This is a genomic window from Streptomyces sp. NPDC028289 (assembly GCF_055565975.1).
In genome coordinates this window covers 320,078-344,054 of sequence record NZ_JBVHTI010000001.1, presented here as the reverse complement: position 1 = coordinate 344,054, position 23,977 = coordinate 320,078, and the positions used below count along the sequence as shown (strand labels likewise).

Sequence of the window (23,977 nt, the reverse complement as noted above, 5' to 3'; positions counted from 1 at the left end):
GTCTGCCGTCCGCGGCGCCGTCGTGGCTGGTCGCGCAGTTCCTCCCCCAGCCTTCGGGCCGGGGGTACCCCCAGCGCCCCTTCGGGGCGCTGCCGAACCCGGGCCGTAATACAAGCACATGGCGGCTGTGGACAGTCACAGGCGCCGTCGGCTTCGTCCTCGTAGTCTCGGATCATGGCTCGGAACATTGTGATCAGTGGTGGAGGAACCGGGATCGGGCTCGCCGCGGCGCGGGTGTTCGCCGGGGACGGGGATCGGGTGCTGCTGCTCGGGCGGCGCAGGGAGGTGCTGGAGAAAGCGGGGGTGCCCGGGGCGGAGGTGTACGCCGCCGATCTGGCCGAACCCGAGCAGGTGCGCGCGGTCGCGCGGTTCGTCGCCGAGGAGTTCGGGACCGTGGACGTCCTCGTCCACAGCGCCGGAGGGAACGCGGCCCTCGCGCCGGACGCGGAGACCGGCGACCCGCTCGACGCCGCCGCGCGCGTCTGGACCGGCAACTTCCGGCAGAACACGCTGACCGCCGTGCTGCTCACGGAGGCGCTGAAGGACCGGCTGGCCGATCCCGGCGGGCGGGTGCTGTTCATCAGCTCCATAGCGGCCTTCCGGGGCTCGGGGAGCGGTTCCTACGCCGCCTCCAAGGCGGCCCTGCACCCGTACGCCCACGACCTGGCCCGGGAGCTCGGCCCGCGCGGGGTCACCGTGAACGTGGTCGCGCCGGGGTATGTCGAGGACACCGAGTTCTTCGGCGGCCCCGTCGAGGAGGCCCGGCGGCAGCGGCTCGTCGCCGAGACGTCGACAGGGCGGGCCGGCACCCCCGGTGACGTCGCCGCCACCCTGCACTGGCTGGCCTCCCCGGCCGCCGGGCACGTCACCTCGCAGATCGTCCAGGTCAACGGCGGCGCCGAACGCGGCCACTGAGGGCGAGGGAGGCGGAGCGGTCAGCGGGGGCCGGTGCGGGGCGGCTCGTGCAGGCGCCGGTTGACCGCCGCCCCGTCCTGGGAGGGGATGATCCCGCCGGGCGGCAGGACCGCGTCGGCCGTGTTGACCCGGGGCAGGGCGTACGGGTGCTCCGCGCACAGCCAGGTGATCATCTGCTCGCGGACGGTCACCCGGACCGTCCAGATGTCGTCCGCGTCCTTGGCGGTCACCAGCGCCCGCACCTGCATGGTGTTCGGCGTGGAGTCGGTGACCACCAGGCCGTAGGCCCGCCCGTCCCAGGCCGGGCACTCGCGCAGGATGTCCTGGAGCTTGTCCCGCATGGCCTCGACCGGTGCCGAGTGGTCGAGATGCCAGTAGACGATCCCGGTCATCTGCGGGGTGCCCCGCGACCAGTTCTCGAAGGGTTTGGAGGTGAAGTACGACACCGGCATGGTGATCCGGCGCTCGTCCCAGGTGCGTACCGTCAGAAAGGTCAGGGTGATCTCCTCGACCGTGCCCCACTCGCCGTCGACCACGACCGTGTCACCGAGGCGCACCATGTCGCCGAAGGCGATCTGCAGACCGGCGAACATGTTCGCCAGGGTGGACTGGGCGGCCACACCGGCGACGATGCCGAGGATTCCGGCGGAGGCCAGCAGGGAGGCGCCGGCCGCGCGCATCGCCGGGAAGGTCAGCAGCATCGCCGCCACGGCCACCACACCGACGACCGCCGTCACCACCCGCATGATCAGCGACACCTGGGTGCGCACCCGGCGGACCCGGGCCGCGTCGTGGTGGGCACGGGCATAGCGGTCGTAGGTCGACTGCACGATGGCCGCCGCGATCCGCACCACCAGCCAGGCGGCCGACCCGATCAGCACCAGGGTCAGGATCTGGCCGACGGCGACCCGGTGCTCCAGGATCAGCTGGGCCTGGTCGTAGGAGCCTCTGAGCAGGGCCGCGCACAGCACCAGCTGGTAGGGGATGCGGCCGCGGCGCAGCAGGCCCCACAGCGGCGTCTCGCTGTGCCGCGCGTCGGCCTTGCGCAGCAGTAGATCGGTCGCCCAGCCGATCAGCAGGGTGAGGACGACGGCGCCGCCGAACACGATCAGCGGGCGGAGTACGTTCTCCATCTCCATGGCTTCGAACGTAACCGGATCTGTGGGGTCCTGAACATGCCGCCCGGTGAGAAGGACGTCACGGTCGCGGTCGGAGGCAGGTCGGTACTGTCGGCGGCGGCTGGCACCATGGGCGCATGAACATCATGCTCTTTCACTCGTCCTATGGGCTCAGGCCCGCGGTGCGCGAGGCCGCGGACCGGCTGCGTGCCGCCGGGCACGAGGTGTGGACGCCGGACCTGTTCGAGGGACGCACGTTCGACACGGTCGAGGAGGGCATGGAGTTCAACGAGTCGCTCGGCAAGGACGAGCTGCTGAAGCGGGCCGTGCTGGCGGCGGCGCCGTACTCGGAGCGCGGGCTGGTGTACGCGGGGTTCTCGCTGGGCGCCTCGATCGCGCAGACGCTGGCGCTGGGCGACGAGCGGGCGCGGGGGCTGCTGCTTCTGCACGGCACGTCGGACATCGCGCCCAGCGCCTCGGTGGACGACCTGCCGGTGCAGCTGCACGTGGCCGGGCCGGACGCCTTCGAGACGGACGACTGGCTCAGCGCCTGGTACCTGCAGATGGGCCGGGCCGGCGCCGACGTGGAGGTCTACCGGTACCCGGGAGCCGGTCACCTCTACACCGACCCCGGTCTGCCGGACTACGACGAGGAGGCCGCCGAGGCCACCTGGCGGGTGGCGCTCGGCTTCCTCGACACGCTGTAGGTGACGGTTACACCGGGTCGTAGGTGCGCTCGACCTTCTGGGTGCCGCTGCGGGTGCGGTACGACCGCTCCCAGGACGAGGTGGCGTCGGCCTTCGTCTTGTCGGAGAGGACGTAGTAGTCCATCTGCGCCCGCGCGGCCGTGATGTCCAGGATGCCGTAGCCGTGCCGGTCGGTGTCGACCCAGTGCACGTGGCGGTTGGCCAGCTGGATGACCGGGGCGGCGACGGTGGAGACGACGCCGGGGGAGACCTTGAGGATGTCGTCGAGGTTGTCGGAGGTCACCGAGGTGACCACGAACTCGGTGGCGGCCGAGGCGGACAGCGGGTAGGTCCCGGCGTCCACCGGCACGTCGTTGGCCCAGGCCATGTGGATGTCGCCGGTCAGGAACACCGTGTTGCCGATCGCGTTGGAGCGCAGGTGGGCCAGCAGCTCGCGGCGGTCGTCGGTGTAGCCGTCCCACTGGTCGGTGTTGAGGCCGAGGCCGTCCTGGGGCAGGCCGAGCAGCTTGGCGAGCGGCTTGAACAGGTCGGCGGAGAGCGAGCCGATGGCGAACGGCGAGATCATCACCGAGTTGCCGACCAGCCGCCAGGTGGTGTCGGAGGCCTTCAGACCGGCCTTGAGCCAGTCGAGCTGGGCGCGGCCGGTGATGGTGCGGTCCGGGTCGTCGACCGAGCCGCTGCCCGTGGACACCTGCTGGGAGCGGAAGGAGCGCAGGTCGAGCAGGGAGAGGTCGGCGAGCTTGCCGAAGCGCAGCCGGCGGTAGGTGGTGCCGGCGATGGCCGGGCGGACCGGCATCCACTCGAAGTAGGCCTGCTTGGCGGCGGCCTGACGGGCCGTCCAGGTGCCCTCGGCGCCCTCGGTGTGGTTCTCGGCACCGCCGGACCAGGAGTCGTTGGCGAACTCGTGGTCGTCCCAGATGGCGATGACCGGTGCCTTGGCGTGCAGGGCCTGCAGGTCGGTGTCGGTCTTGTACTTGCCGTGCCGTATGCGGTAGTCGGCGAGGGTGATGATCTCGTGGGTGGGCGCGTGCTCACGGACCACGGTGTCCCGGGTGCCGTACTCGCCGGTGCCGTACTCGTAGATGTAGTCGCCGAGGTGCAGCCAGGCGTCGAGGTCGCTCCGCGCGGCCAGGTGCCGGTAGGAGGCGAAGTAGCCGGCCTCCCAGTTGGCGCAGGAGACCACGCCGAAGCGCAGGCCCGGGACGGTGGCGTCCGCCGCGGGTGCGGTGCGGGTACGCGCCACCGGGGAGTCCGTGGAGCCGGCCGAGAAGCGGAACCAGTAGTCGGTGGCCGGGGCCAGGCCGCGGATGTCCGCCTTGACGGTGTGGTCGGAGGCGGCGCTCGCGGTGGTGGAGCCCTTGGAGACGACGTTCGTCAGCGCCTTGTCGGTGGCGACGACCCAGCTGACCTCGGTGTCCGGGCCGATCCCGGAGCCCGGCGTCGCGTCGGCGGTCGGCGTCACCCGGGTCCACAGCAGGATGCCGTCGGGGAGCGGGTCGCCGGAGGCGATGCCGTGCAGGAAGGCGGGCGCGTCCGAGGCGGCCCGGGCCGGCAGTGCGGCGGCCAGCGGTGCGGCCAGGACAGCGGTCGCCGCCGCGGCCTTGACGACCGTACGGCGGCGGGGGGAGAGGGAGTGTGCACTCTCGGAAGACTGTATTGATCTGTTTCGACTGGTCACGAGCGCTCAGGTTACTGACCAGTATGAACAAGAGCAGGCGAACCGACGAAAGTTCGCCTGCTCTTCACGTGGAGCCGAGAATTCCGGTCCGGCGTCAGCCCTTGAGGGCCGCGTCCACCACGGAGTTGAAGGCCTCGACCGTCATCGGCGGGTTGCCGTTGGAGTCGGCCGTCAGCATCTTGCCGTTCATGACGAAGCTCGGGGTGCCCGTCACGCCGTCCTTGTTGGTGTCGAAGGTCTTCGACATGGCCAGCGCCCAGGCGTCGTACTTGCCGGACTTCACGTCGGCCTGGAAGGACTTGTTGTTCTTCAGCGCCGGGACGGTGTCGGCGACCTCGATGAGGTAGCTGTCGTTCTTGAACTTGTCGGTGGACTCGTCCGGGTGCCACTTCTTCGAGTACAGCGCGGTCTTGTACTCCAGGAACGCCTCGTCGCTGACGTTCAGCGCGGCGCCCATGGCGCTCAGCGCGTTCTTGGAGCCCTCGCCGCGGGAACCGATCGTGCCCTTGCCGAGCGCGTCGCCGTCGAGGAACGTGCCGCCGATGTACTGGATCTTGAACTTGCCGTCGTCGATGTCCTTCTTCACCGTCGAACCGACGGTCTGCTCGAACTGGGCGCAGATCGGGCAGCGCGGGTCCTCGTAGACCTTCAGGGTCTTCGTGGCGGTGGACTTGCCGATGACGACGGTGGTGCCGTCCGTGCCCGTCGTGTTGGCCGGGGCGACGACCTTGGCGTCCTTCTCCGACTCCCAGTAACTCGGCTTGTTGGCCTGGACGACGGCATAGCCTATGCCGCCCGCCGCGGCCAGCACGGCCACGACCGAGCAGGCCACGATGGCCTGCCGCCTGACCTTGGCACGCTTGGCCTGCTTCTCGCGCTCGGCGCGCAGCCGCTCCCGGGCCGCGTTCTTGGCAGCTGCGCTGTTCCGCTTGCTCATGTCGGTGATCTCCATAGGGGACGCGCACATGTCGTACGCGGGATACGTGTGGGGGACTCGTCGTACTCGGAGCGCTCGAAGTGTTCGGAGTACTCGGACGAGGGGCGTGCTCGGGCGGGCGGGGGCGCTCAGACGAAGGGCAGGGCGAGCGCCCCGGAGCACGGCGGTCCGCGCCGTCCCAGGGAGTGCACGAGGAGCAGGTCGCGGACGGCGGCCGGGTGCGGTGCCGGGCGCGGCAGCCGTCGTACCGGAGCCGGCCGGGCCGTGCCCGCGGCGGCCGCGAGGAGCAGCGGGCGGAAGGTGGTGGCGGCGACCGCACGCAGCAGCTGGGTCAGGGCACGCTCGCCGCGGCGCAGCCACGCGGCGGCGAGCAGACCGACGCCGACGTGCGCGGCGAGCAGCAGCCAGGCGGCGGCCGGGTCGGCGTGCGCGAGGGCCACGGCGGTGCGGGAGCCGCCGGTCATCCGGGCCAGCGGGGTGCCGACCGTGCCGCCGTGGCAGAGCACGTCGAGGCCGACCGCACGCAGCGGGCCCGCGATGGGGCCGCCCGCGCGGCCGTAGCAGGCGTGCTGGCCGGTGGTGAAGACCGTGTCGGCGGCCAGCTCCAGCGGGATCAGCAGGACCGCGATCCGGCCGAAGCCGCGCTCGCGGCCCGCCAGCGCGTACGCCGTGCCGAACACCCCGGCGGCGACCGCGGCCACCGTGGTGAACGGCAGCGGGGCCCGGGACAGCAGCACGTGCGACGCGGTGCTGAGCGTCACGACGAAAGCCGTGAACAGCGCCGCGCGCACGGCTCTGAGCTGGGTCCCGGATATGTCCATAGCGGTGGAGAGTCTGTCACGTACTCATGTAAGGGACCCCTAAAAAGGCCCTGAGAATCGGCGAAGGTTACAGCCCTGGAATGCGGCCGTTGCGGAAGAGGTCGACGAAGATCTGGTGGTCGGCACGCGCGCGGGCGCCGTAGCTGTGCGCGAACTCGGTGAGCAGCCCTGCGAAACCGTCCTCGTCGGCCGCTATCGCCGCGTCGATGGCCCGCTCGGTGGAGAACGGCACCAGGGACTCGCCGGAGGTGTCGTCGGCCGCCGAGTGCATCGACGCCGTGGCCCGGCCGAGGTCCGCGACGACCGCCGCGATCTCCTCCGGGTCGTCGATGTCGCTCCAGTCCAGGTCCACCGCGTACGGCGACACCTCGGCGACCAGCTGCCCCGCGCCGTCCAGCTCGGTCCAGCCCAGCCACGGGTCGGCGTGCGCCTGCAGGGCGCGCTGCGAGATCACCGTGCGGTGGCCCTCGTGCCGGAAGTAGTCGCGGATCGCCGGGTCCGTGACGTGCCGGGAGACGGCCGGGGTCTGGGCCTGCTTGATGTAGATCACCACGTCGTTCTCCAGGGCGTCCGTGGCACCCTCCAGGAGGATGTTGTACGACGGCAGGCCGGCCGAGCCGATGCCGATCCCGCGGCGGCCGACGACGTCCTTCACCCGGTAGGAGTCCGGACGGGACAGCGACGACTCCGGGAGCGTCTCCAGGTAGCCGTCGAAGGCGGCCAGGACCTTGTAGCGGGTGGCCGCGTCCAACTCGATGGAGCCGCCGCCGGAGGCGAAGCGGCGCTCCCAGTCGCGGATCTCCGTCATCGAGTCCAGCAGCTCGAAACGGGTCAGCGAGCGGGCCGCGCGCAGCGCGCCGAGCAGCGGGCCCTCGGCGGTGTCCAGGGTGAAGGGCGGCACCTCGTCGCTCTTCGCACCCGTCGCCAGCGCGTGGATGCGCTCGCGGTACGCGTCCGCGTACACCTCCACCAGCTCGGTGATCTGCTCGTCGCTGAGCGCCTTCGCGTACCCGATGAGCGCGATGGAGGCGGCGAAGCGCTTCAGGTCCCAGGTGAACGGGCCGACGTAGGCCTCGTCGAAGTCGTTGACGTTGAAGACCAGGCGGCCGTTGGAGTCCATGTACGTGCCGAAGTTCTCCGCGTGCAGGTCGCCGTGGATCCACACGCGCGAGGTGCGCTCGTCCAGGTACGGACCGGTGTATGTCCGCCCGCCGCCCTGGCCGGCGTGGACCGCGTCCAGGTCGTGGTAGAAGAGCGCGGCCGTGCCCCGGTAGAAGGCGAAGGCCGAGGCCGCCATCTTCCGGAACTTCACGCGGAACGCGGCCGGGTCGGCGGCCAGGAGCTCGCCGAAGGCGGTGTCGAAGACGGCGAGGATCTCCTCGCCGCGCTGCTCGCCGTTGAGCTGGGGGACCGACATCGCTGGGTGCCTCCTGGTACGGGTGATGCCTGACATGTGGCACGGATCTCTCGCCCGGACCAACGTGCGACGGTCCGCGGGAGTGCCCGCTTTCTTCGCATGAAGGTACGCGGGGCAGCCCGCCCGGTGTCAGTGCCGAGGCATAGGATTCCGCTGTCCCACCAGACTGTCCGCAGCCGGTGGGGAGATCGTCGACGCCCGCCCACCCGTCACCCGACCACCGCCCCTCAACGAGGCGCTTCGCGCCGCACTTGTTCAATTCGGAGGCCGAAACCGTGTCAAAGCCGCCCTTCACGCACCTGCACGTCCACACCCAGTACTCGCTGCTGGACGGTGCCGCGCGGCTCAAGGACATGTTCAACGCCTGCAACGAGATGGGCATGACGCACATCGCCATGTCCGACCACGGCAACCTGCACGGGGCGTACGACTTCTTCCACTCCGCGAAGAAGGCCGGGGTCACCCCGATCATCGGGATCGAGGCGTACGTCGCCCCCGAGTCGCGGCGCAACAAGCGCAAGATCCAGTGGGGCCAGCCGCACCAGAAGCGGGACGACGTCTCCGGTTCCGGCGGCTACACCCACAAGACGATGTGGGCCGTGAACAGCACGGGGCTGCACAACCTCTTCCGGCTCTCCTCGGACGCGTACGCCGAGGGCTGGCTGCAGAAGTGGCCCCGGATGGACAAGGAGACCATCGCCCAGTGGTCCGAGGGGATCGTCGCCTCCACCGGCTGCCCCTCCGGCGAGCTCCAGACCCGGCTGCGCCTCGGGCAGTACGACGAGGCCCTGAAGGCCGCCGCCGACTACCAGGACATCTTCGGCAAGGACCGCTACTTCCTGGAGCTGATGGATCACGGCATCGACATCGAGCACCGGGTCCGCGACGGCCTCCTGGAGATCGGCAAGAAGCTCGGCATCCCGCCGCTGGTGACGAACGACTCGCACTACACCTACGCGCACGAGGCGACCGCCCACGACGCCCTGCTGTGCATCCAGACCGGCAAGAACCTCTCCGACCCGGACCGCTTCAAGTTCGACGGCACCGGCTACTACCTCAAGTCCACGGACGAGATGTACGCCATCGACTCCTCGGACGCCTGGCAGGAGGGCTGCGCCAACACCCTCCTGGTCGCCGAGATGGTCGACACCACCGGCATGTTCGAGGCGAAGAACCTCATGCCGAAGTTCGACATCCCCGACGGCTACACCGAGGTCACCTGGTTCAAGGAGGAGGTCCGCCGGGGCATGGACCGCCGCTTCCCCGGCGGCGTCCCGGACGACCGGCAGAAGCAGGTCGAGTACGAGATGGACGTCATCATCCAGATGGGGTTCCCGGGCTACTTCCTCGTCGTCGCCGACTTCATCATGTGGGCCAAGAACAACGGCATCGCGGTCGGCCCCGGCCGAGGCTCCGCGGCCGGCTCGATCGTCGCCTACGCCATGGGCATCACCGACCTGGACCCGATCCCGCACGGCCTGATCTTCGAGCGGTTCCTCAACCCCGAGCGCGTCTCCATGCCCGACGTCGACATCGACTTCGACGAGCGCCGGCGCGTCGAGGTGATCAGGTACGTGACCGAGAAGTACGGCGCCGACAAGGTCGCCATGATCGGCACCTACGGCAAGATCAAGGCCAAGAACGCGATCAAGGACTCCGCGCGCGTGCTCGGCTACCCGTACGCGATGGGCGACCGCATCACCAAGGCCATGCCCGCCGACGTCCTCGGCAAGGGCATCGACCTGGACGGCATCACCAACTCCGCGCACCCCCGCTACAACGAGGCGGGCGAGGTCCGGGGGATGTACGAGAACGAGCCGGACGTGAAGAAGGTCATCGACACCGCCAAGGGCGTCGAGGGCCTGGTCCGGCAGATGGGTGTGCACGCCGCCGGCGTCATCATGTCCAGCGAGACCATCACCGAGCACGTTCCGGTGTGGGTGCGGCACACCGACGGCGTGACCATCACGCAGTGGGACTACCCGAGCTGCGAGTCGCTCGGCCTGCTGAAGATGGACTTCCTGGGCCTGCGCAACCTCACGATCATGGACGACGCCGTCAAGATGGTGAAGTCCAACAAGGGCGTCGACATCGACCTCCTGGCGCTCCCGCTGGACGACCCGACGACCTTCGAACTGCTCCAGCGCGGCGACACCCTCGGCGTCTTCCAGTTCGACGGCGGCCCCATGCGCTCCCTGCTGCGCCTGATGAAGCCGGACAACTTCGAAGACATCTCCGCCGTGTCGGCGCTCTACCGTCCGGGACCGATGGGCATGGACTCGCACACGAACTACGCGCTGCGCAAGAACAAGCTCCAGGAGATCACCCCGATCCACAAGGAGCTGGAGGAGCCCCTCGAAGAGGTCCTCGCGGTCACCTACGGCCTGATCGTCTACCAGGAGCAGGTGCAGAAGGCCGCCCAGATCATCGCCGGCTACTCCCTCGGCGAGGCCGACATCCTGCGCCGCGTGATGGGCAAGAAGAAGCCCGACGAACTGGCCAAGAACTTCACGATCTTCCAGGCTGGCGCCAAGAAGAACGGCTACAGCGACGAGGCGATCCAGGCCCTGTGGGACGTGCTGGTCCCGTTCGCCGGCTACGCGTTCAACAAGGCGCACTCGGCCGCGTACGGCCTGGTCTCCTACTGGACCGCCTACCTCAAGGCCAACTACCCGGCCGAGTACATGGCCGCCCTGCTGACCTCCGTCAAGGACGACAAGGACAAGTCGGCGATCTACCTCAACGAATGCCGCCGCATGGGCATCAAGGTGCTCCCGCCGAACGTCAACGAGTCGGTGCACAACTTCGCCGCCCAGGGCGACGACGTGATCCTGTTCGGCCTGGAGGCCGTGCGCAACGTCGGCAGCAACGTGGTCGAGTCGATCATCAAGAGCCGCAAGGCCAAGGGCAAGTACGCCTCCTTCCCCGACTACCTCGACAAGGTCGAGGCGGTCGCCTGCAACAAGCGCACCACGGAATCCCTGATCAAGGCGGGCGCGTTCGACACCCTGGGGCACACCCGCAAGGGCCTCACCGCGCAGTACGAACCGATGATCGACAACGTCGTCGCGGTCAAGCGCAAGGAGGCCGAGGGTCAGTTCGACCTCTTCGGCGGGATGGGCGAGGAGGAGACCAGCGAGCCCGGCTTCGGACTCGACGTGCAGTTCACCGACGACGAGTGGGACAAGACCTATCTGCTCGCCCAGGAGCGGGAGATGCTCGGTCTGTACGTCTCCGACCACCCGCTCTTCGGCCTGGAGCACGTGCTCTCCGACAAGGCCGACGCGGGCATCGCCCAGCTCACCGGCGGCGAGCACGCCGACGGGGCCGTGGTGACCATCGGCGGCATCATCTCGGGCCTGCAGCGCAAGATGACCAAGCAGGGCAACGCCTGGGCGATCGCCACCGTGGAGGACCTCGCGGGCTCCATCGAGTGCATGTTCTTCCCGGCGACCTACCAGCTGATCTCGACCCAACTCGTCGAGGACGCGGTCGTGTTCGTCAAGGGCCGCCTCGACAAGCGCGAGGACGTGCCGCGCCTGGTGGCGATGGAGCTGGCGGTCCCCGACCTGTCCAACGCGGGCACCAACGCGCCCGTGATCCTCACCATCCCCGCCACCCGGGTCACCCCGCCGATGGTCAGCCGCCTCGGCGAGATCCTCAGCCACCACAAGGGCGACAGCGAGGTCCGGATCAAGCTCCAGGGCCCGACCAAGACGACCGTGCTGCGCCTGGACCGGCACCGGGTGAAGCCGGACCCGGCGCTCTTCGGCGACCTCAAGGTGCTGCTCGGCCCGTCCTGCCTGGCCGGATAGGCCCCGGCTCCCGGCCGGCCGTACACGCCCGGTCGTACACGCGCGGAAGGGGCGCACCCGCAACGGGTGCGCCCCTCCCGCATGCCCGGGCTTCAACAAGCCCGCAGGGACCTGGTCAGTCCGCTCAGTTGTGGCCGAAGCTCTTCTGCTTCTTGCGCGCAACGTCGGCCGGGCTGCCCTGGATGTGCGTCACCGGCGAGTCCTGGGTCTCGCCCGACGTCCGCTGCCCGTGCTCGTGGGTCTGCTCGGTCTGCTGCGGGGTGCGGCTCTGGGAGCCACCCTTGCGGTTCTTGTTCTTGGCCATGGTGATCTGCCTCCTGTGGGGGATCTAGGGGCCGAATTCAGATTCACATAGGCTGACAACAGACGCATTTCGGATAATTACCGTCTGTAACAGGGCTTGTCGGAGAGCAAGGACCCGAAACGCCACGCCGAAGATCGAGTTCGGGCCGTTAACCCCCGCGTGGTCGGGCAGACTCGAAGGAAGCCCCGAAAGCAAACCTCCCGGAAAGAGGGTGAGTCGCGTGGACCGCTGCATCGTCCTGGTGGACGCCGGGTATCTGCTGGGTGCCGCCGCCAGTCTCCTCGCCGGTGAGCCCTCCCGATCCCGCATCACCGTCGACCACGCCGCGCTGATCCAGGCGCTGCGCGACCGCGCGGAGTCCGACACCGAGCGTCCGCTGCTGCGCATCTACTGGTTCGACGGCGCCCCCGACCGTGTCCCGCAGCCGGAACACCGCCGGCTGCGCGTGATGCCCCGGGTGACCGTCCGGCTCGGGGCGCTGACCCGCAGCGACGGACGCTGGGCGCAGAAGGGCGTGGACGCGGCCATGCACGCCGAGCTGACCGAGCTGGCCCGCAACCGTGCCTGCTCCGACGTCGTGCTCGTGACCGGCGACGGGGACCTGCTGCCGGGCATGATGGCCGCCAAGGAGCACGGGGTGGCCGTACACCTGTGGGCCGTGCAGGCCGCCGACGGCGACTACAACCAGTCCGAGGACCTGGTCGCCGAGGCCGACGAGCGGCGGGTGCTGGACCGGGCGTGGATCACCCAGGCGGTACGGGCCAAGGAGCTGACCGGGGTCTGTGCGCCGCCGCCGGTCCCGCGGCCGGAGATCGCCGCGATCCTCTCGGCGCCCCTGCCCGAGTCCTCGCTGGCGGCGGCCCCCGAGCCGGGGACCGAGGACGTGGAGCGGGCGCCCGCGGCGAGCGTCGTGGAGAACGGGGCGCCGGAGCGGGTGCCGGCGCCGAAGGGGGTGCCGACGCCCAAGGATCTCGCCGCGTTGCGGGCACCGGGCGCGCAGCCGGTCCAGCACCCGGCGACCACGGCCACCCTGCGGTGGTCCTCCGACAAGGGGTGGGTGGACCGGCCGGGGGTCGCGGCGGAGCCGGCGGAGGCGGCTTCCATGCCGACGCTGGCGCAGCTGACCACCGCGGAGCAGCGGTGGGCCGACCGGGAGGAGGACATCACGACCGTCGGCGGGGATCCGTACGAGGTCGGTCAGGTGTTCGCCCGGCGGTGGATGTCACGGCTCGGGGATCAGATGCATCTGCAGAAGCTGTCCGGGATGTATCCGCGGATTCCGCACCGGATCGACGGGGAGCTGTTGCGGTACGCGGCGCGGTTCGGGTTGCTGGCGCACAAGGACGACCAGATCGACGAGCATGACCGCTACGCCATTCGGGCGGGGTTCTGGAGAGAGTTCGATGTGCCGGCGGGGGCCGGGGAGCATGCGTCGGCGGAGTGAGTCGAGGGCACTGCGGGAGGTAGTTCGGCTGCGGGCCGGTGGGGGCTGGTCGCGCCCACGCGGAGGAGCCGCATATTGATGCAGCCCCGCGCCCCTTTGGGGCGCGCTGTCCCCACGGGGCTGGAGAGCTGAGGCGCCCCAAAGGCGAGTAAACGGGGGCGACCCCGTAGTCTCGTCCCTTGTGAGTACGGGCGTGGGTCGGGCACTTCGGCGGCAGGGTGATGTCGTGTGTGCGGTGCGTGGGCTGACCAAGACCTACGCCGCGGTCAAAGGGCGGCGTGGTGCTCCCGCCGTGCCCGAGGTGCGGGCCACCGACGGGGTGGAGCTCGATGTCCGGCGCGGGGAGATCTTCGGGCTGCTCGGGCCGAACGGGGCCGGCAAGTCGACGCTCGTACGGCAGCTCACGGGGCTGCTGCGGCCCGATGCGGGCAGTGTCGAGATCCTCGGGCACGACATCGTGCGGCACCCGGAGCGGGCCGCGCGGATCCTCGCCTACCTGGGGCAGGAGTCCAGCGCCCTCGACGAGCTGACCGTGTCCCTCGCGGCCGAGACCACCGGGCGGCTGCGCGGACTGGATGTGCGCCAGGCGCGGCGCGAGCGCGACGCCGTGCTGGAGGAACTGGGCCTCACGCCGATCGCCGGGCGGGCGCTCAAGAAGCTCTCCGGAGGCCAGCGGCGGCTCGCCTGCTTCGCCGCCGCGCTGGTCGGGGAACGGCAATTGCTGGTGCTCGACGAGCCGACGACCGGGATGGACCCCGTGGCCCGCCGGGCCGTGTGGGCCGCCGTGGACCGGCGGCGGGCCGAGCAGGGCGCCACCGTGGTGCTGGTCACCCACAACGTCATCGAGGCCGAGACGGTCCTCGACCGGGTCGCCGTCCTCGACCAGGGGCGGGTCATCGCCTGCGACACCCCCGCCGGGCTCAAGGAACGGGTCGCCGGTGAGGTGCGGGTCGAGCTGGTGTGGCGGGAGCACGCGCCGCTGGACGTGCCCGAGGTGGCCGTCCTGCGGGAGCGTGCCGTCGAGTCCGGCCGGCGCTGGACGCTGCGGCTCGCGCCCGAGGAGGCGCGTGCCGTCGTCGCCACGGTGACCGGCGGGGCCGCGTTCGCCGCCCTCGACGACTTCACCCTCGCCACGCCCAGCCTGGAGGACGTCTACCTGGCGCTGGGCGGCGCCGCACGGCAGGGGCTGGTGAAGGCGTGACGGCGAACGTGAGGGTGAACAGGACGGCTGCCGGGCGCGTACGGAAAGACGCGGCAGCGGTACGGGCCGCAGGTGCCGCACGGAAAGGGAGCAGCGCGACGTGAGTGTCGTACCCGCTGAGGTTCTGCCGGGCGGTGCCCTGGCCGTGGAGGAGACGGCGCCGGGCGGCCCGGTGGCCGAGCTGGGCCCGCGGGCGCGGCTGTGGCCGTCGCTGGCGGCCGTCTACCGTGCGCAGCTGTCCCGGGCCCGGGTGGCGCGGATCCCGCTGCTGTTCGTCGCGACCTTCCAGTCCGTCGGCATCATGATCATGATGCGCGGGGTGGTGGACTCGCGGGGCGAGGCCCAGTCCGTGGTGGCGGGCTCCTCGGTGGTCGTGGTGGCCTTCGTGGCGCTGAACCTGCTGGCGCAGTACTTCGGGCAGCTGCGGGCCAGCGGCGGGCTCGACCACTACGCCACGCTGCCCGTGCCGCCGGCCTCGGTGGTGCTCGGGGCGGCCGCGGCGTACGCCTCCTTCACCGTGCCGGGAACGCTGGTGACCGCCGCCTTCGGGTGCGTGCTGTTCGGGCTGCCGCTCGGGAACCTGTGGATCCTCCTCGCCGTGATCCCGCTCGCGGGGGCGGCTCTGGCGGGGCTCGGCGCGGCCTGCGGACTGCTCGCGCCGCGCCCCGAACTCGCCACGCTCCTCGGGCAGCTGGGCATGTCGGCGGCGCTGCTGCTCGGCGTGCTGCCGCCGGACCGGATGCCGGGGATCATCCGGTTCGCGCGGGACCTGCTGCCCTCGACGTACGGAGTGGAGGCCTACGCCCGTACCTTCGGGGCGCGGCCCGACTGGGCCGTCGTCCTCGCTGACCTGGGGGTGTGCGCGGGGGTGGGGGTCGTCTCGCTGGCCGCCGCCACCTGGGCGTACCGCAGGGCCGCCGTCCGGTGACGCGCCCCACAGGCCGACCTGGCACGATGGCATCGTGACCGCACCGTTGACGCCGCCTCCGCCGCCGCACGACCAGTCCTCGCATCAGGCCTGGCAGGCTCCGCCGCCTGCCGGGGAGGCCGCGGGGGAGTACGGACAGGACGGTCCCGGGATGAAGACCGAACTGCGGGAAGGCGCCGTGATCGCCGTCGCGGTGGCGGTGAGCGGGGTGCTGCTCGGGCTGCTGTGGCTGTGGCTGGCGCCGCACGTGCCGCTGGTGGGAGACCAGTCCGGCAAGAGCTGGGCGGTCTACCTCAAGGACAGCGAGGGGGAGCAGGCGGCGGGGGTGGACGGAACGTTCACGCTACTGGCGCTGGCGTTCGGGGTAGTGAGCGCGGTCGTGGTGTTTCTTTGGCGGCGGCGTGGGGGTGTGCCGCTGGTGGTGGCGCTGGGGGTCGGGGGGCTGCTCGGGTCTCTCCTGGCCTGGCGGCTCGGGGTGTGGCTGGGGCCGGAGCAGGATGTGATCGCCCATGCGAAGGCCGTGGGCAAGGGGGTGACGTTCTCCGCGCCGCTGAAGCTCGGGGCGAAGGGGGCGTTGCTGGCGTGGTCGTTGTCGGCGCTGGTGGTCCATCTGGGCTTGATGGCGCTGTTCGGCCCGCGCGACCCGGAGCCCCCGTACGAGGACGGCCCGTACGCCGCTCCACCGGCCTAGTTTGTCCCGCCCCCGCCGCCCCTACCCGTCCCATCCTCCAGGGGGTGGGCCCCCTTCGACCGCCCGCCACGGGGGCTGCCGCCCCCGAACCCCCGCTTCGGCCTGAACACGGCCTCGTCCTCAAACGCCGGACGGGCTGGGAGGGGGTGTCGCCCGGTTGTCGTCTTTGAGCGCTGGGTGGGCTGGGCTGGGTGGGCTGGGAGGGGGTGCCGTTCGGTAGTCGTCCTCGAGCGCCGGGCGGGCTGAGATGTGGTGACGAGCGGCTCTCGTCCTCAAACGCGTGGCGGTTGCAAGCAGTGTTCGGTGACCGGTGAGCGGGGGCCGCGGCAGCAGAGTCAGGGGCGCGGGGAACTGCGCGACCAGGTCCCGACGGCCTGCAGTCGGCCTGCTGCCCGGGGCTCTGTGTGCAGGCGCCGTCAGGGGCGCCGCGACCAGCTCCGACGGCCCGCGGTCGGGCTGTCACCCGGCGTCCGTGGGCGTGGGCTGCGGCACCGCACTTGCAGGGGGCGCGGGGAACCTCGTGAGGCCCGGCGCCCCCCCATGCGCCTATGCCGGACGGCGACCGTGGTTCGCGCGGCGCTTTTTCAGGCGCCACTTTCTTTTCCGTGTCTTCTTCGACATGTCTTCCGTACTTAACCGACCACGGAGAGTTCGTCGAGAGGTCACGCACGGCCGATGGGGGCCAGGGTCGCGTTCGTGAGGGTTGCGAGGGCGGTCGGGGCGAGTTCCACCTCCAGGCCGCGGCGGCCCGCCGAGACGCAGATCGTGGGGTGGGCCGACGCGGAGGCGTCCAGGACCGTGGGGAGCTTCTTGCGCTGGCCCAGCGGGGAGATGCCGCCGCGGACGTAGCCCGTCGTGCGCTCGGCCAGGGCCGGGTCCGCCATCGCTGCGCGTTTGCCGCCGACCGCCGTGGCCAGGGCCTTGAGGTCCAGGCTGCCCGCCACGGGGACGACGGCGACCGTGAGCGCGCCGTCGACGTCCGCGACGAGGGTCTTGAAGACGCGGTCGGGGGACACACCCATCGCCTCGGCCGCCTCCTCGCCGTAGGACGGGTGGGCGGGGTCGTGGTCGTAGGAGTGGACCGTGAAGTCCACGCCCGCCGTGGTCAGGGCCACCGTCGCCGGGGTGCCCCCGCCGCCGGACTGCTGCTTCTTCGACTTCTTCGGCATTCAGGAAACCCCGGCTCAGTTCAGACTCGTCGGCGACCGCGTCAGCTCCGCCGCGGGCAGTGACGGCAGGTTACGGATGATCGCCGTCTCGGAGCGAAGGAGTTTCAGCTCGTCGCGGAGGCGGGACGCCGTGTCGGGGGCCTGGAGGAGGCGCTGCTTGGTGGGGGTGTCGTGCATCATCGCGGCCGCGACCAGGTAGGAGACGACGGACGGCTCGTCGGGCAGGTCGACGCCCGTGGAGAGCGAGCGTTCCCGCGCGCCCGCCAGGCGCTTCTGGTACTGGCGGAAGGCCCGCAGGACGCCCTCGGCCAGCGCGCCGGCCTCGTCGCCCGGCTCCTCCGTCAGCTCCTCCAGCTCCGCCGTCAGGAACGGGCCCGACGCGTCGACGGAGACCAGACGCACCCGGTTCGTCCCGGTGGCCAGCACCTCGAACGTGCCGTTCGCCCGCTCTCGGATCGTCGCCGCGTCCGCCACGCAGCCCACCCGGTGGAAGGACTTGAGGGGGTCGGGTCCGAAGCCGGCCGCCGGGCCCCGGTCGGGCTGCGCCGTCGGGTCCGGCATGCCCGGCGCGCTCGGCGCCACCTCGTGGCCGTCGCGGATCGCCACGACGGCGAACCGGCGTGGTTCTTCCTCGGGCGTCTTCAGCAGGTCGCGCATCATGGCGCGGTAGCGCTCCTCGAAGACGTTCAGCGGCAGCACCAGCCCCGGGAACAGTACCGAGTTCAGCGGGAAGAGAGGGAGACGGACGGTGGTCACGGCGCCACAGCCTAGTGGTCATCGGCGGGAACATGTCCGCCGTGCTCGGCCCGTGGGCGCCCCGCGGCCCTCGGCGAGGGGATCAGCACGGCCTCGGGGAGCGGTTCCGTACCGGCCAGCAGGTGGGCGCGCAGGCGTACGAATTGGCTCAGCGGGTCGTCGGAGAGCCGGCCCCAGGGGAAGGACGTGACGTACGGGCCGATCAGGCGCAGCTGGGTGCGGGCGGCCTCCCAGCGCTCCAGGCGGACCAGCAGGTACATCAGCTTGTTGCGGATCTCGGCCGGCCAGGTGTCGGCCGCCGGGAACCGCGCGGAGAGCGCGATCGCCCGGTCCACCGCCGCGTCCAGGCGGGCCCGCGGCACCTCGGGTCCGCAGCCGTCGGTGAGGTAGGCGAAGGCCGCGCGGGCCGGCAGGGCCTGGACGAGCGAGTCCGGCGGGGCGTCCATCGCGGCCAGGTCGGCGAAGTCGAAGCACTCGTGGTGCGAGCCGTGCCAGTACGTGCCCAGATAGCGCAGCGCCGCCACATGGCAGCCGTAGTGGTGCGGGGCGCGGCGGACCGCCGCCTCCCACAGTTCCTCGAAATACCGGTGGCCGGCGTTCGTCCCCCGGGCGTGGTCGAGCGCGATCCGCCACGGCACCGGGTCCCGGTCGTCACCGCGCGCGGCCGCCGTGATCAGCGGGCTGAGCGGGCGCAGGAGCTCCGCGCGGGCCGGGGAGTCCCAGGACCGGTCCACCGCGAGCTGGGCCTGGACCAGCAGCACGTCCGGGTCGTGCGGGGCGGCCGCGGACCACTGGCCGAGCCACTCGGCGCGGGAGCGGGCGAAGAGGGCGAGCCGGTGCACGTACCGGTCGCGTTCCTCCCACTCGGCCGCGCCCCGGGTGCCGGCCAGCAGCTTCGCGGCGGGCTCGTACTCGCCCCGGCCGGCCGCGACCAGCGCGGGGGCGAGCCGGTCGTCGGGCGCGTCGAGGAACACCTCGTCGTCGCCCGGGAGCGGTCCGGCGGAGAGAGGCGAAGCGTTCGTTGCCCTCCGAGCGGAACGGAAGAGCGCGCGCAGCGAAGCCATGGCGTTGACCATTGAAAGTCCGCAGGTCGGCGCAGCGCCAGACGGTATGGCCAACTCCATGAAAGTTGTATGCCCGCCGGTCAAGGACGGGTAAAAGGTGACTATTGCTCACCTGTTCGGTGCCTGTCGGCGGAGTCACTCGGCTGCCCGGCGGCACCGGTGGTCACCCCCGCCTCAGCAGCCTCGTCGCCCCCGCCGCCACGGTCGTCGCCAGGATCCAGCCCAGCAGGATCATCGCCGCCGCCGCCCACTGCCAGCCGCCGGTGAGCCGCCACTGGCCGACCTGCCCCAGGTCGATCACCGGCAGCAGCAGGTCCAGGACGAACAGCGCCGGATCCCAGGCCGGGTGGCCGCCCGAGTTCATCGGCGGATGCGGGGCGTGCGCGAACGCGAGCGTGCCCGCCGCCCACAGCACCGCCATCCACACCGCCGCCCGGCCCGGCCGGTAGCCGTAGGCCACCGTCAGGTCCTGCGCGTAGCCCCAGACCTTGGCGGCCGGCGGCAGCGTCTCGCGGCGCCGCCGCTGCTTGGCGAGCAGCACCTCACGGGCGTCCTCGTCCTCGCCGGCGGCCCGCAGCACGGCCGCCAGCCGCTCGTACGGCTCCGGGTTGTACTCGGCGGTCGCCGCCGCCACCCAGTCCAGTCGCCGGGTCAGCGGGAACGGGCCCTGCGGCACCAGGTTCTCGTAGGCGAAGCCGCCCATGTGCAGCCGACCCGGGCCCGGCCAGCTGGTCGCCCGGTCGACCAGGTTGACCACCCGGGCGCCGGACAGCAGCACCCCACCGAGCTGCGGCTCCTCGCCGAGGAACCGCAGCTCCGGCGCCTGCACCCGGCGCAGCGACAGCTGCTGGTCGTCCGTGAAGGTGAACCGGGCCCGCTCCAGGTCGATGGCGTCCCCGAACCGCCCGTCGTCCAGCCGTATCCCGCCCTGGCACTCGAACCGCTGGATCCGCGTCCCGCGCGCCGGGGTCGTCCCGCTCTGCCAGGGGCCGCCCACCCCGGCCGGGGTCAGGTACAGGGTCCGGCCGACCGTCAGCTGGGGCGCGTTCAGCGCGAACCGCCCGTCCGGGTTGCGCAGCCGCGCCCCGCGCAGGCTCAGCGAGACGCCCACCTTGGCGCTGCGCAGACTCAGCTCCCCGTGCGTCTCCAGGAGCTCCGCCTGCAGGTCCTGGCCCACGGTCATGCCGTCCGCCGCGATCGACCGCCCGCTGCGGTCCCGGTACACCACCGCCTGGTTCAGCAGCAGATCGGTGCCGATGTGCGCGTCGGTCAGCCGGACCCCGCCGAGGAAGCGGCAGCGCGGCAGATGCAGGTCACCCTCCGTGTGCAGCCGGGCCGCCTCCAGGCGCGGCGCCGCGCAGTCCACGAACCGCGCGGTCGTGAAGTGCGCCTCCGGCAGCAGGATCTCGTCGTCGAACCGGCAGCCGCGCAGCTCCATGTACGGCAGGACCGTGCCGCCCGCCAGGTCCAGGGGGCCGGTGATCCGGACGCCGACCAGCTTCAGCGAGGACACCCGGCCGGCGAGCGCGGGCGGCCCGTCGAGCAGCAGCCAGCACACGATCCGGGCCCGCACGGTCCGCTCGGGACCCCACGGGTGGCCGCCGTGCGGATCGTCCACGTGCAGGTCGCCGCTGCTCAGGTCGTACACGCTGCCGTTGCGGAACGCCTGCCACATACCGGCCTCGGCCGCGGTCAGATCGTCCGGCAGATCCCCGTCCCGGACGCCGTCCCCCTCGGTCACGGCTTTTCCTTCTTCCTCAACTACTCGCGGGTCATGTTCGGTACAACCGGTGATGCCCGGTGCGTGAGATCGCGAACACAGTTGGTGAAGGTGATCTTCCGGGTTCCGGCCAGGCTATGTACCGGCCGTTGCCCCGCGTCGCGTATCGGCCACGGACCGGCGACGGGTGCAGCCGTCGGCTCACGTTCTGTATCAGCCATTGATACGCGCGGACGGGCCCCGAGTGCCGTCTGAGAGAATTGATTCCGTGATCTCCCGAATCGATCTGCGCGGCGACGCCCTTCCTGAGGGCCCCGCCCTGCGCGACCTGCTGCCCCGAGCCGACTTCGACGTCTCGGCCGCCCTGGAGAAGGTGCGTCCGATCTGCGAGGCCGTGCATCATCGGGGCGACGCGGCGCTGATCGACTTCGCCGAGAAGTTCGACGGGGTCACGCTGGAGCAGGTCCGGGTCCCGGCCGAGGCCCTGGCCAAGGCGCTGGACGAGCTCGACCCGGCCGTGCGCGCGGCCCTGGAGGAGTCCATCCGGCGCGCCCGTCTCGTCCACCGCGAGCAGCGCCGTACGACCCACACCACCCAGGTCGTGCCGGGCGGGTCCGTGACCGAGAAGTGGGTGCCCGTGGAGCGCGTCGGGCTCTACGCGCCCGGCGGCCGGTCGGTCTACCCGTCCTCCGTGGTCATGAACGTGGTGCCCGCGCAGGAGGCCGGCGTCGAGTCGATCGCCCTCGCCTCCCCGGCGCAGGCCGAGTTCGGGGGCCTGCCGCACCCGACCATCCTCGCCGCCTGCGCCCTGCTCGGCGTCGACGAGGTGTACGCGGCCGGCGGCGCCACCGCCGTCGCGATGTTCGCGTACGGCACCGAGTCCTGCCCGCCCGCCGACATGGTCACCGGCCCCGGCAACATCTGGGTGGCCGCCGCCAAGCGCTACTTCACCGGCAAGATCGGCATCGACGCCGAGGCGGGCCCCACCGAGATCGCCGTCCTCGCGGACGCCACCGCCGACCCGGTGCACGTCGCCGCCGACCTGATCAGCCAGGCCGAGCACGACCCGCTGGCCGCCGCCGTCCTGGTCACCGACTCGGTCGAGCTCGCCGACGCGGTCGAGAAGGAGCTGGAGCCGCAGGTCGCGGCCACCAGGCACGTCGAGGACCGGATCGTCCCCGCCCTCGAGGGCCGGCAGTCCGCGATCGTCCTGGTCGACGGCGTCGAGGAGGGCCTGCGGGTCGTCGACGCGTACGGCGCCGAACACCTGGAGATCCAGACGGCCGACGCCGCCGCAGTGGCCGACCGGGTGAAGAACGCGGGCGCGATCTTCATCGGGCCCTGGGCGCCGGTCTCCCTCGGCGACTACGCCGCCGGGTCCAACCACGTGCTGCCCACCGGCGGCTGTGCCTGCCACTCCTCCGGGCTCTCCGTCCAGTCCTTCCTGCGCGGCATCCACATCGTCGACTACACGAAGGACGCGCTGGCCGAGGTCGCGCACCACGTGGTCACGCTTGCGGAGGCCGAGGACCTGCCCGCGCACGGCGCGGCGATCAAGGCGAGGTTCGGATGGAAGGTACCGACGAGCAAGTGAGCTTCGGCATCGACGATCTCCCCGTACGGGACGAGCTGCGCGGCAAGTCCCCCTACGGCGCGCCCCAGTTGGACGTCCCCGTACGGCTGAACACCAACGAGAACCCCTACCCGCTGCCCGAACCGCTGGTCGAGCGGATCACCGAGCGGGTGCGCGAGGCCGCCCGGGACCTGAACCGCTACCCCGACCGGGACGCGGTCCAGCTCCGCACCGAGCTGGCCAAGTACCTGACGAAGACCGGCAACCACCCGCTCTCCGTCGAGAACGTGTGGGCGGCCAACGGCTCCAACGAGGTCATCCAGCAGCTGCTGCAGACCTTCGGCGGACCCGGTCGTACGGCGATGGGCTTCGAGCCGTCGTACTCGATGCACTCGCTCATCTCGCGTGGCACCGGCACCCGCTGGATCTCCGGCCCCCGCAACGAGGACTTCACCCTCGACGTCGGGGCGGCCTCGGCGGCCATCGCCGAGCACAAGCCGGACGTCGTCTTCGTCACCACCCCCAACAACCCCACGGGCAACGCGGTACCGGCCGAGACGGTCCTCGCGCTCTACGAGGCCGCCCAGGCCGCCAAGCCGTCGATGGTGGTGGTCGACGAGGCCTACATCGAGTTCAGCCACGGCGCCTCGCTGCTGCCGCTGCTCGAAGGTCGGCCGAATCTCGTCGTCTCCCGCACCATGTCGAAGGCCTTCGGCGCGGCCGGTCTGCGCCTCGGCTACCTCGCCGCCCACCCCGCGGTGGTGGACGCCGTACAGCTCGTACGGCTGCCGTACCACCTGTCGGCGATCACCCAGGCGACCGCGCTGGCCGCCCTGGAGCACACCGGCACGCTGCTGAAGTACGTCGAGCAGCTGAAGGCCGAGCGGGACCGGCTGGTCGCCGAACTGCGCGCGGCGGGCCTGGAGGTCACCGAGTCCGACGCCAACTTCGTGCAGTTCGGGCGGTTCGAGGACCCGCACGCGGTGTGGCAGCAGATCCTCGACCGGGGAGTCCTCGTCCGGGACAACGGCGTGCCCGGCTTCCTGCGGGTGTCCGCCGGAACCCCCGAAGAGAACGACGCGTTCCTCGACGCGGTACGTGAAGTCAAGAAGGAGCTGGACGCATGACCCGCGTAGGGCGCGTGGAGCGCACCACCAAGGAGACCTCGGTCCTCGTCGAGATCGACCTCGACGGCACCGGCAAGACCGACATCGCCACCGGCGTCGGCTTCTACGACCACATGCTCGACCAGCTCGGCCGGCACGGTCTGTTCGACCTCACCGTGAAGACCGACGGCGACCTGCACATCGACTCGCACCACACCATCGAGGACACCGCCCTCGCCCTCGGCGCCGCCTTCAAGCAGGCCCTCGGCGACAAGGTCGGCATCTACCGCTTCGGCAACTGCACGGTCCCGCTGGACGAGTCCCTCGCCCAGGTCACGGTCGACCTGTCCGGCCGCCCGTACCTCGTGCACACCGAGCCGGAGAACATGGCGCCGATGATCGGCGAGTACGACACCACCATGACCCGGCACATCCTGGAGTCCTTCGTGGCGCAGGCGCAGGTCGCCCTGCACGTGCACGTGCCGTACGGGCGCAACGCGCACCACATCGTGGAGTGCCAGTTCAAGGCGCTCGCGAGGGCGCTGCGCTACGCCTCCGAGCGCGACCCGCGCGCGGCCGGCATCCTCCCCTCGACGAAGGGCGCGCTGTAAGC

The 23,977-nt window shown here is 71.3% G+C and carries 20 protein-coding genes; 10 read left to right on the top strand and 10 right to left on the bottom strand.

Going from position 1 to position 23,977, the window contains the following annotated elements; translation table 11 throughout:
* Positions 1-174: 174 nt before the first annotated feature.
* Positions 175-915: an SDR family NAD(P)-dependent oxidoreductase gene (locus ACZ4UV_RS01595; protein WP_351497041.1), complete on the top strand. Its 741-nt coding sequence runs from the start codon at positions 175-177 to the stop codon at positions 913-915.
* Between the two features lie 20 nt (positions 916-935).
* On the opposite strand, the gene ACZ4UV_RS01590 is transcribed toward ACZ4UV_RS01595, so the two are convergent.
* A complete protein-coding gene (locus ACZ4UV_RS01590; RefSeq protein ID WP_451017110.1) occupies positions 936-2,048 on the bottom strand; it encodes a mechanosensitive ion channel family protein in 1,113 nt (370 codons plus the stop codon).
* Positions 2,049-2,170: 122 nt separating this feature from the next.
* Here ACZ4UV_RS01590 and ACZ4UV_RS01585 point away from each other — a divergent pair, with 122 nt between their 5' ends.
* Positions 2,171-2,740 carry a dienelactone hydrolase family protein gene (locus ACZ4UV_RS01585; protein WP_467835253.1) on the top strand — a complete coding sequence of 190 codons (570 nt, stop codon included), beginning with the start codon at positions 2,171-2,173 and terminating at the stop codon, positions 2,738-2,740.
* Positions 2,741-2,747: 7 nt separating this feature from the next.
* Here ACZ4UV_RS01585 and ACZ4UV_RS01580 read toward each other — a convergent pair whose 3' ends face one another.
* From ACZ4UV_RS01580 to ACZ4UV_RS01565, 4 genes are all read right to left on the bottom strand, one after another.
* Complete coding sequence (locus ACZ4UV_RS01580) at positions 2,748-4,418, bottom strand: alkaline phosphatase D family protein (protein ID WP_451017103.1); 1,671 nt, start codon at positions 4,416-4,418, stop codon at positions 2,748-2,750.
* Between the two features lie 94 nt (positions 4,419-4,512).
* Positions 4,513-5,355 (bottom strand): thioredoxin domain-containing protein, encoded by an 843-nt coding sequence (locus ACZ4UV_RS01575; protein WP_390038121.1) that lies wholly within the window; start codon positions 5,353-5,355, stop codon positions 4,513-4,515.
* A gap of 128 nt (positions 5,356-5,483) precedes the next feature.
* Positions 5,484-6,176 carry a hypothetical protein gene (locus tag ACZ4UV_RS01570; RefSeq protein ID WP_451017102.1) on the bottom strand — a complete coding sequence of 231 codons (693 nt, stop codon included), beginning with the start codon at positions 6,174-6,176 and terminating at the stop codon, positions 5,484-5,486.
* A 67-nt stretch (positions 6,177-6,243) separates the two neighbouring features.
* Positions 6,244-7,593: a DUF2252 domain-containing protein gene (locus ACZ4UV_RS01565; RefSeq protein ID WP_351489539.1), complete on the bottom strand. Its 1,350-nt coding sequence runs from the start codon at positions 7,591-7,593 to the stop codon at positions 6,244-6,246.
* Between the two features lie 275 nt (positions 7,594-7,868).
* Here ACZ4UV_RS01565 and dnaE point away from each other — a divergent pair, with 275 nt between their 5' ends.
* Positions 7,869-11,408, top strand: coding sequence for a DNA polymerase III subunit alpha (dnaE, locus tag ACZ4UV_RS01560; protein ID WP_390038124.1), 3,540 nt, complete (start codon positions 7,869-7,871; stop codon positions 11,406-11,408).
* Positions 11,409-11,532: 124 nt separating this feature from the next.
* Here the strand turns inward: dnaE and ACZ4UV_RS01555 are convergent, their stop codons facing one another.
* Positions 11,533-11,712 (bottom strand): hypothetical protein, encoded by a 180-nt coding sequence (locus ACZ4UV_RS01555; RefSeq protein WP_390038126.1) that lies wholly within the window; start codon positions 11,710-11,712, stop codon positions 11,533-11,535.
* Between the two features lie 220 nt (positions 11,713-11,932).
* On the opposite strand from ACZ4UV_RS01555, the gene ACZ4UV_RS01550 reads away from it, so the two are divergent.
* From ACZ4UV_RS01550 to ACZ4UV_RS01535, 4 genes are all read left to right on the top strand, one after another.
* Positions 11,933-13,156, top strand: a complete 1,224-nt coding sequence (locus tag ACZ4UV_RS01550; protein ID WP_390038128.1) for an NYN domain-containing protein — start codon at positions 11,933-11,935, stop codon at positions 13,154-13,156.
* Between the two features lie 226 nt (positions 13,157-13,382).
* On the top strand, positions 13,383-14,357 hold the full coding sequence (locus ACZ4UV_RS01545) for an ABC transporter ATP-binding protein (protein ID WP_390038129.1): 975 nt from the start codon (positions 13,383-13,385) through the stop codon (positions 14,355-14,357).
* 100 nt (positions 14,358-14,457) lie between these two features.
* Positions 14,458-15,285, top strand: coding sequence for an ABC transporter permease (locus ACZ4UV_RS01540; RefSeq protein WP_467835247.1), 828 nt, complete (start codon positions 14,458-14,460; stop codon positions 15,283-15,285).
* A gap of 34 nt (positions 15,286-15,319) precedes the next feature.
* The gene (locus ACZ4UV_RS01535) at positions 15,320-15,976 is read left to right on the top strand and encodes an AAA family ATPase (RefSeq protein ID WP_351489526.1); all 657 of its coding nucleotides are present in this window, start codon (positions 15,320-15,322) and stop codon (positions 15,974-15,976) included.
* A 662-nt stretch (positions 15,977-16,638) separates the two neighbouring features.
* Here the strand turns inward: ACZ4UV_RS01535 and ybaK are convergent.
* The 4 genes from ybaK to ACZ4UV_RS01515 all read right to left on the bottom strand — a co-directional run bounded on the left by ybaK (position 16,639) and on the right by ACZ4UV_RS01515 (position 20,706).
* Complete coding sequence (gene ybaK / locus ACZ4UV_RS01530; RefSeq protein ID WP_390038132.1) at positions 16,639-17,145, bottom strand: Cys-tRNA(Pro) deacylase; 507 nt, start codon at positions 17,143-17,145, stop codon at positions 16,639-16,641.
* A gap of 15 nt (positions 17,146-17,160) precedes the next feature.
* A complete protein-coding gene (locus ACZ4UV_RS01525; protein ID WP_351489521.1) occupies positions 17,161-17,901 on the bottom strand; it encodes an LON peptidase substrate-binding domain-containing protein in 741 nt (246 codons plus the stop codon).
* 11 nt (positions 17,902-17,912) lie between these two features.
* Positions 17,913-18,977 (bottom strand): hypothetical protein, encoded by a 1,065-nt coding sequence (locus tag ACZ4UV_RS01520; RefSeq protein ID WP_467835242.1) that lies wholly within the window; start codon positions 18,975-18,977, stop codon positions 17,913-17,915.
* Between the two features lie 151 nt (positions 18,978-19,128).
* Positions 19,129-20,706: an oxidoreductase gene (locus ACZ4UV_RS01515; protein ID WP_451017099.1), complete on the bottom strand. Its 1,578-nt coding sequence runs from the start codon at positions 20,704-20,706 to the stop codon at positions 19,129-19,131.
* A gap of 247 nt (positions 20,707-20,953) precedes the next feature.
* Here ACZ4UV_RS01515 and hisD point away from each other — a divergent pair, with 247 nt between their 5' ends.
* The 3 genes from hisD to hisB are packed head-to-tail and all read left to right on the top strand — an operon-like array spanning position 20,954 to position 23,975.
* Positions 20,954-22,279, top strand: a complete 1,326-nt coding sequence (gene hisD, locus ACZ4UV_RS01510) for a histidinol dehydrogenase (protein ID WP_451017098.1) — start codon at positions 20,954-20,956, stop codon at positions 22,277-22,279.
* Positions 22,276-23,385, top strand: a complete 1,110-nt coding sequence (locus tag ACZ4UV_RS01505) for a histidinol-phosphate transaminase (RefSeq protein WP_351489553.1) — start codon at positions 22,276-22,278, stop codon at positions 23,383-23,385. The genes hisD and ACZ4UV_RS01505 overlap by 4 nt, the downstream gene beginning before the upstream one ends.
* Positions 23,382-23,975, top strand: coding sequence for an imidazoleglycerol-phosphate dehydratase HisB (hisB, locus tag ACZ4UV_RS01500; RefSeq protein ID WP_028422551.1), 594 nt, complete (start codon positions 23,382-23,384; stop codon positions 23,973-23,975). Before ACZ4UV_RS01505 ends, hisB begins: the two co-directional genes overlap by 4 nt.
* Positions 23,976-23,977 lie beyond the last annotated feature (2 nt).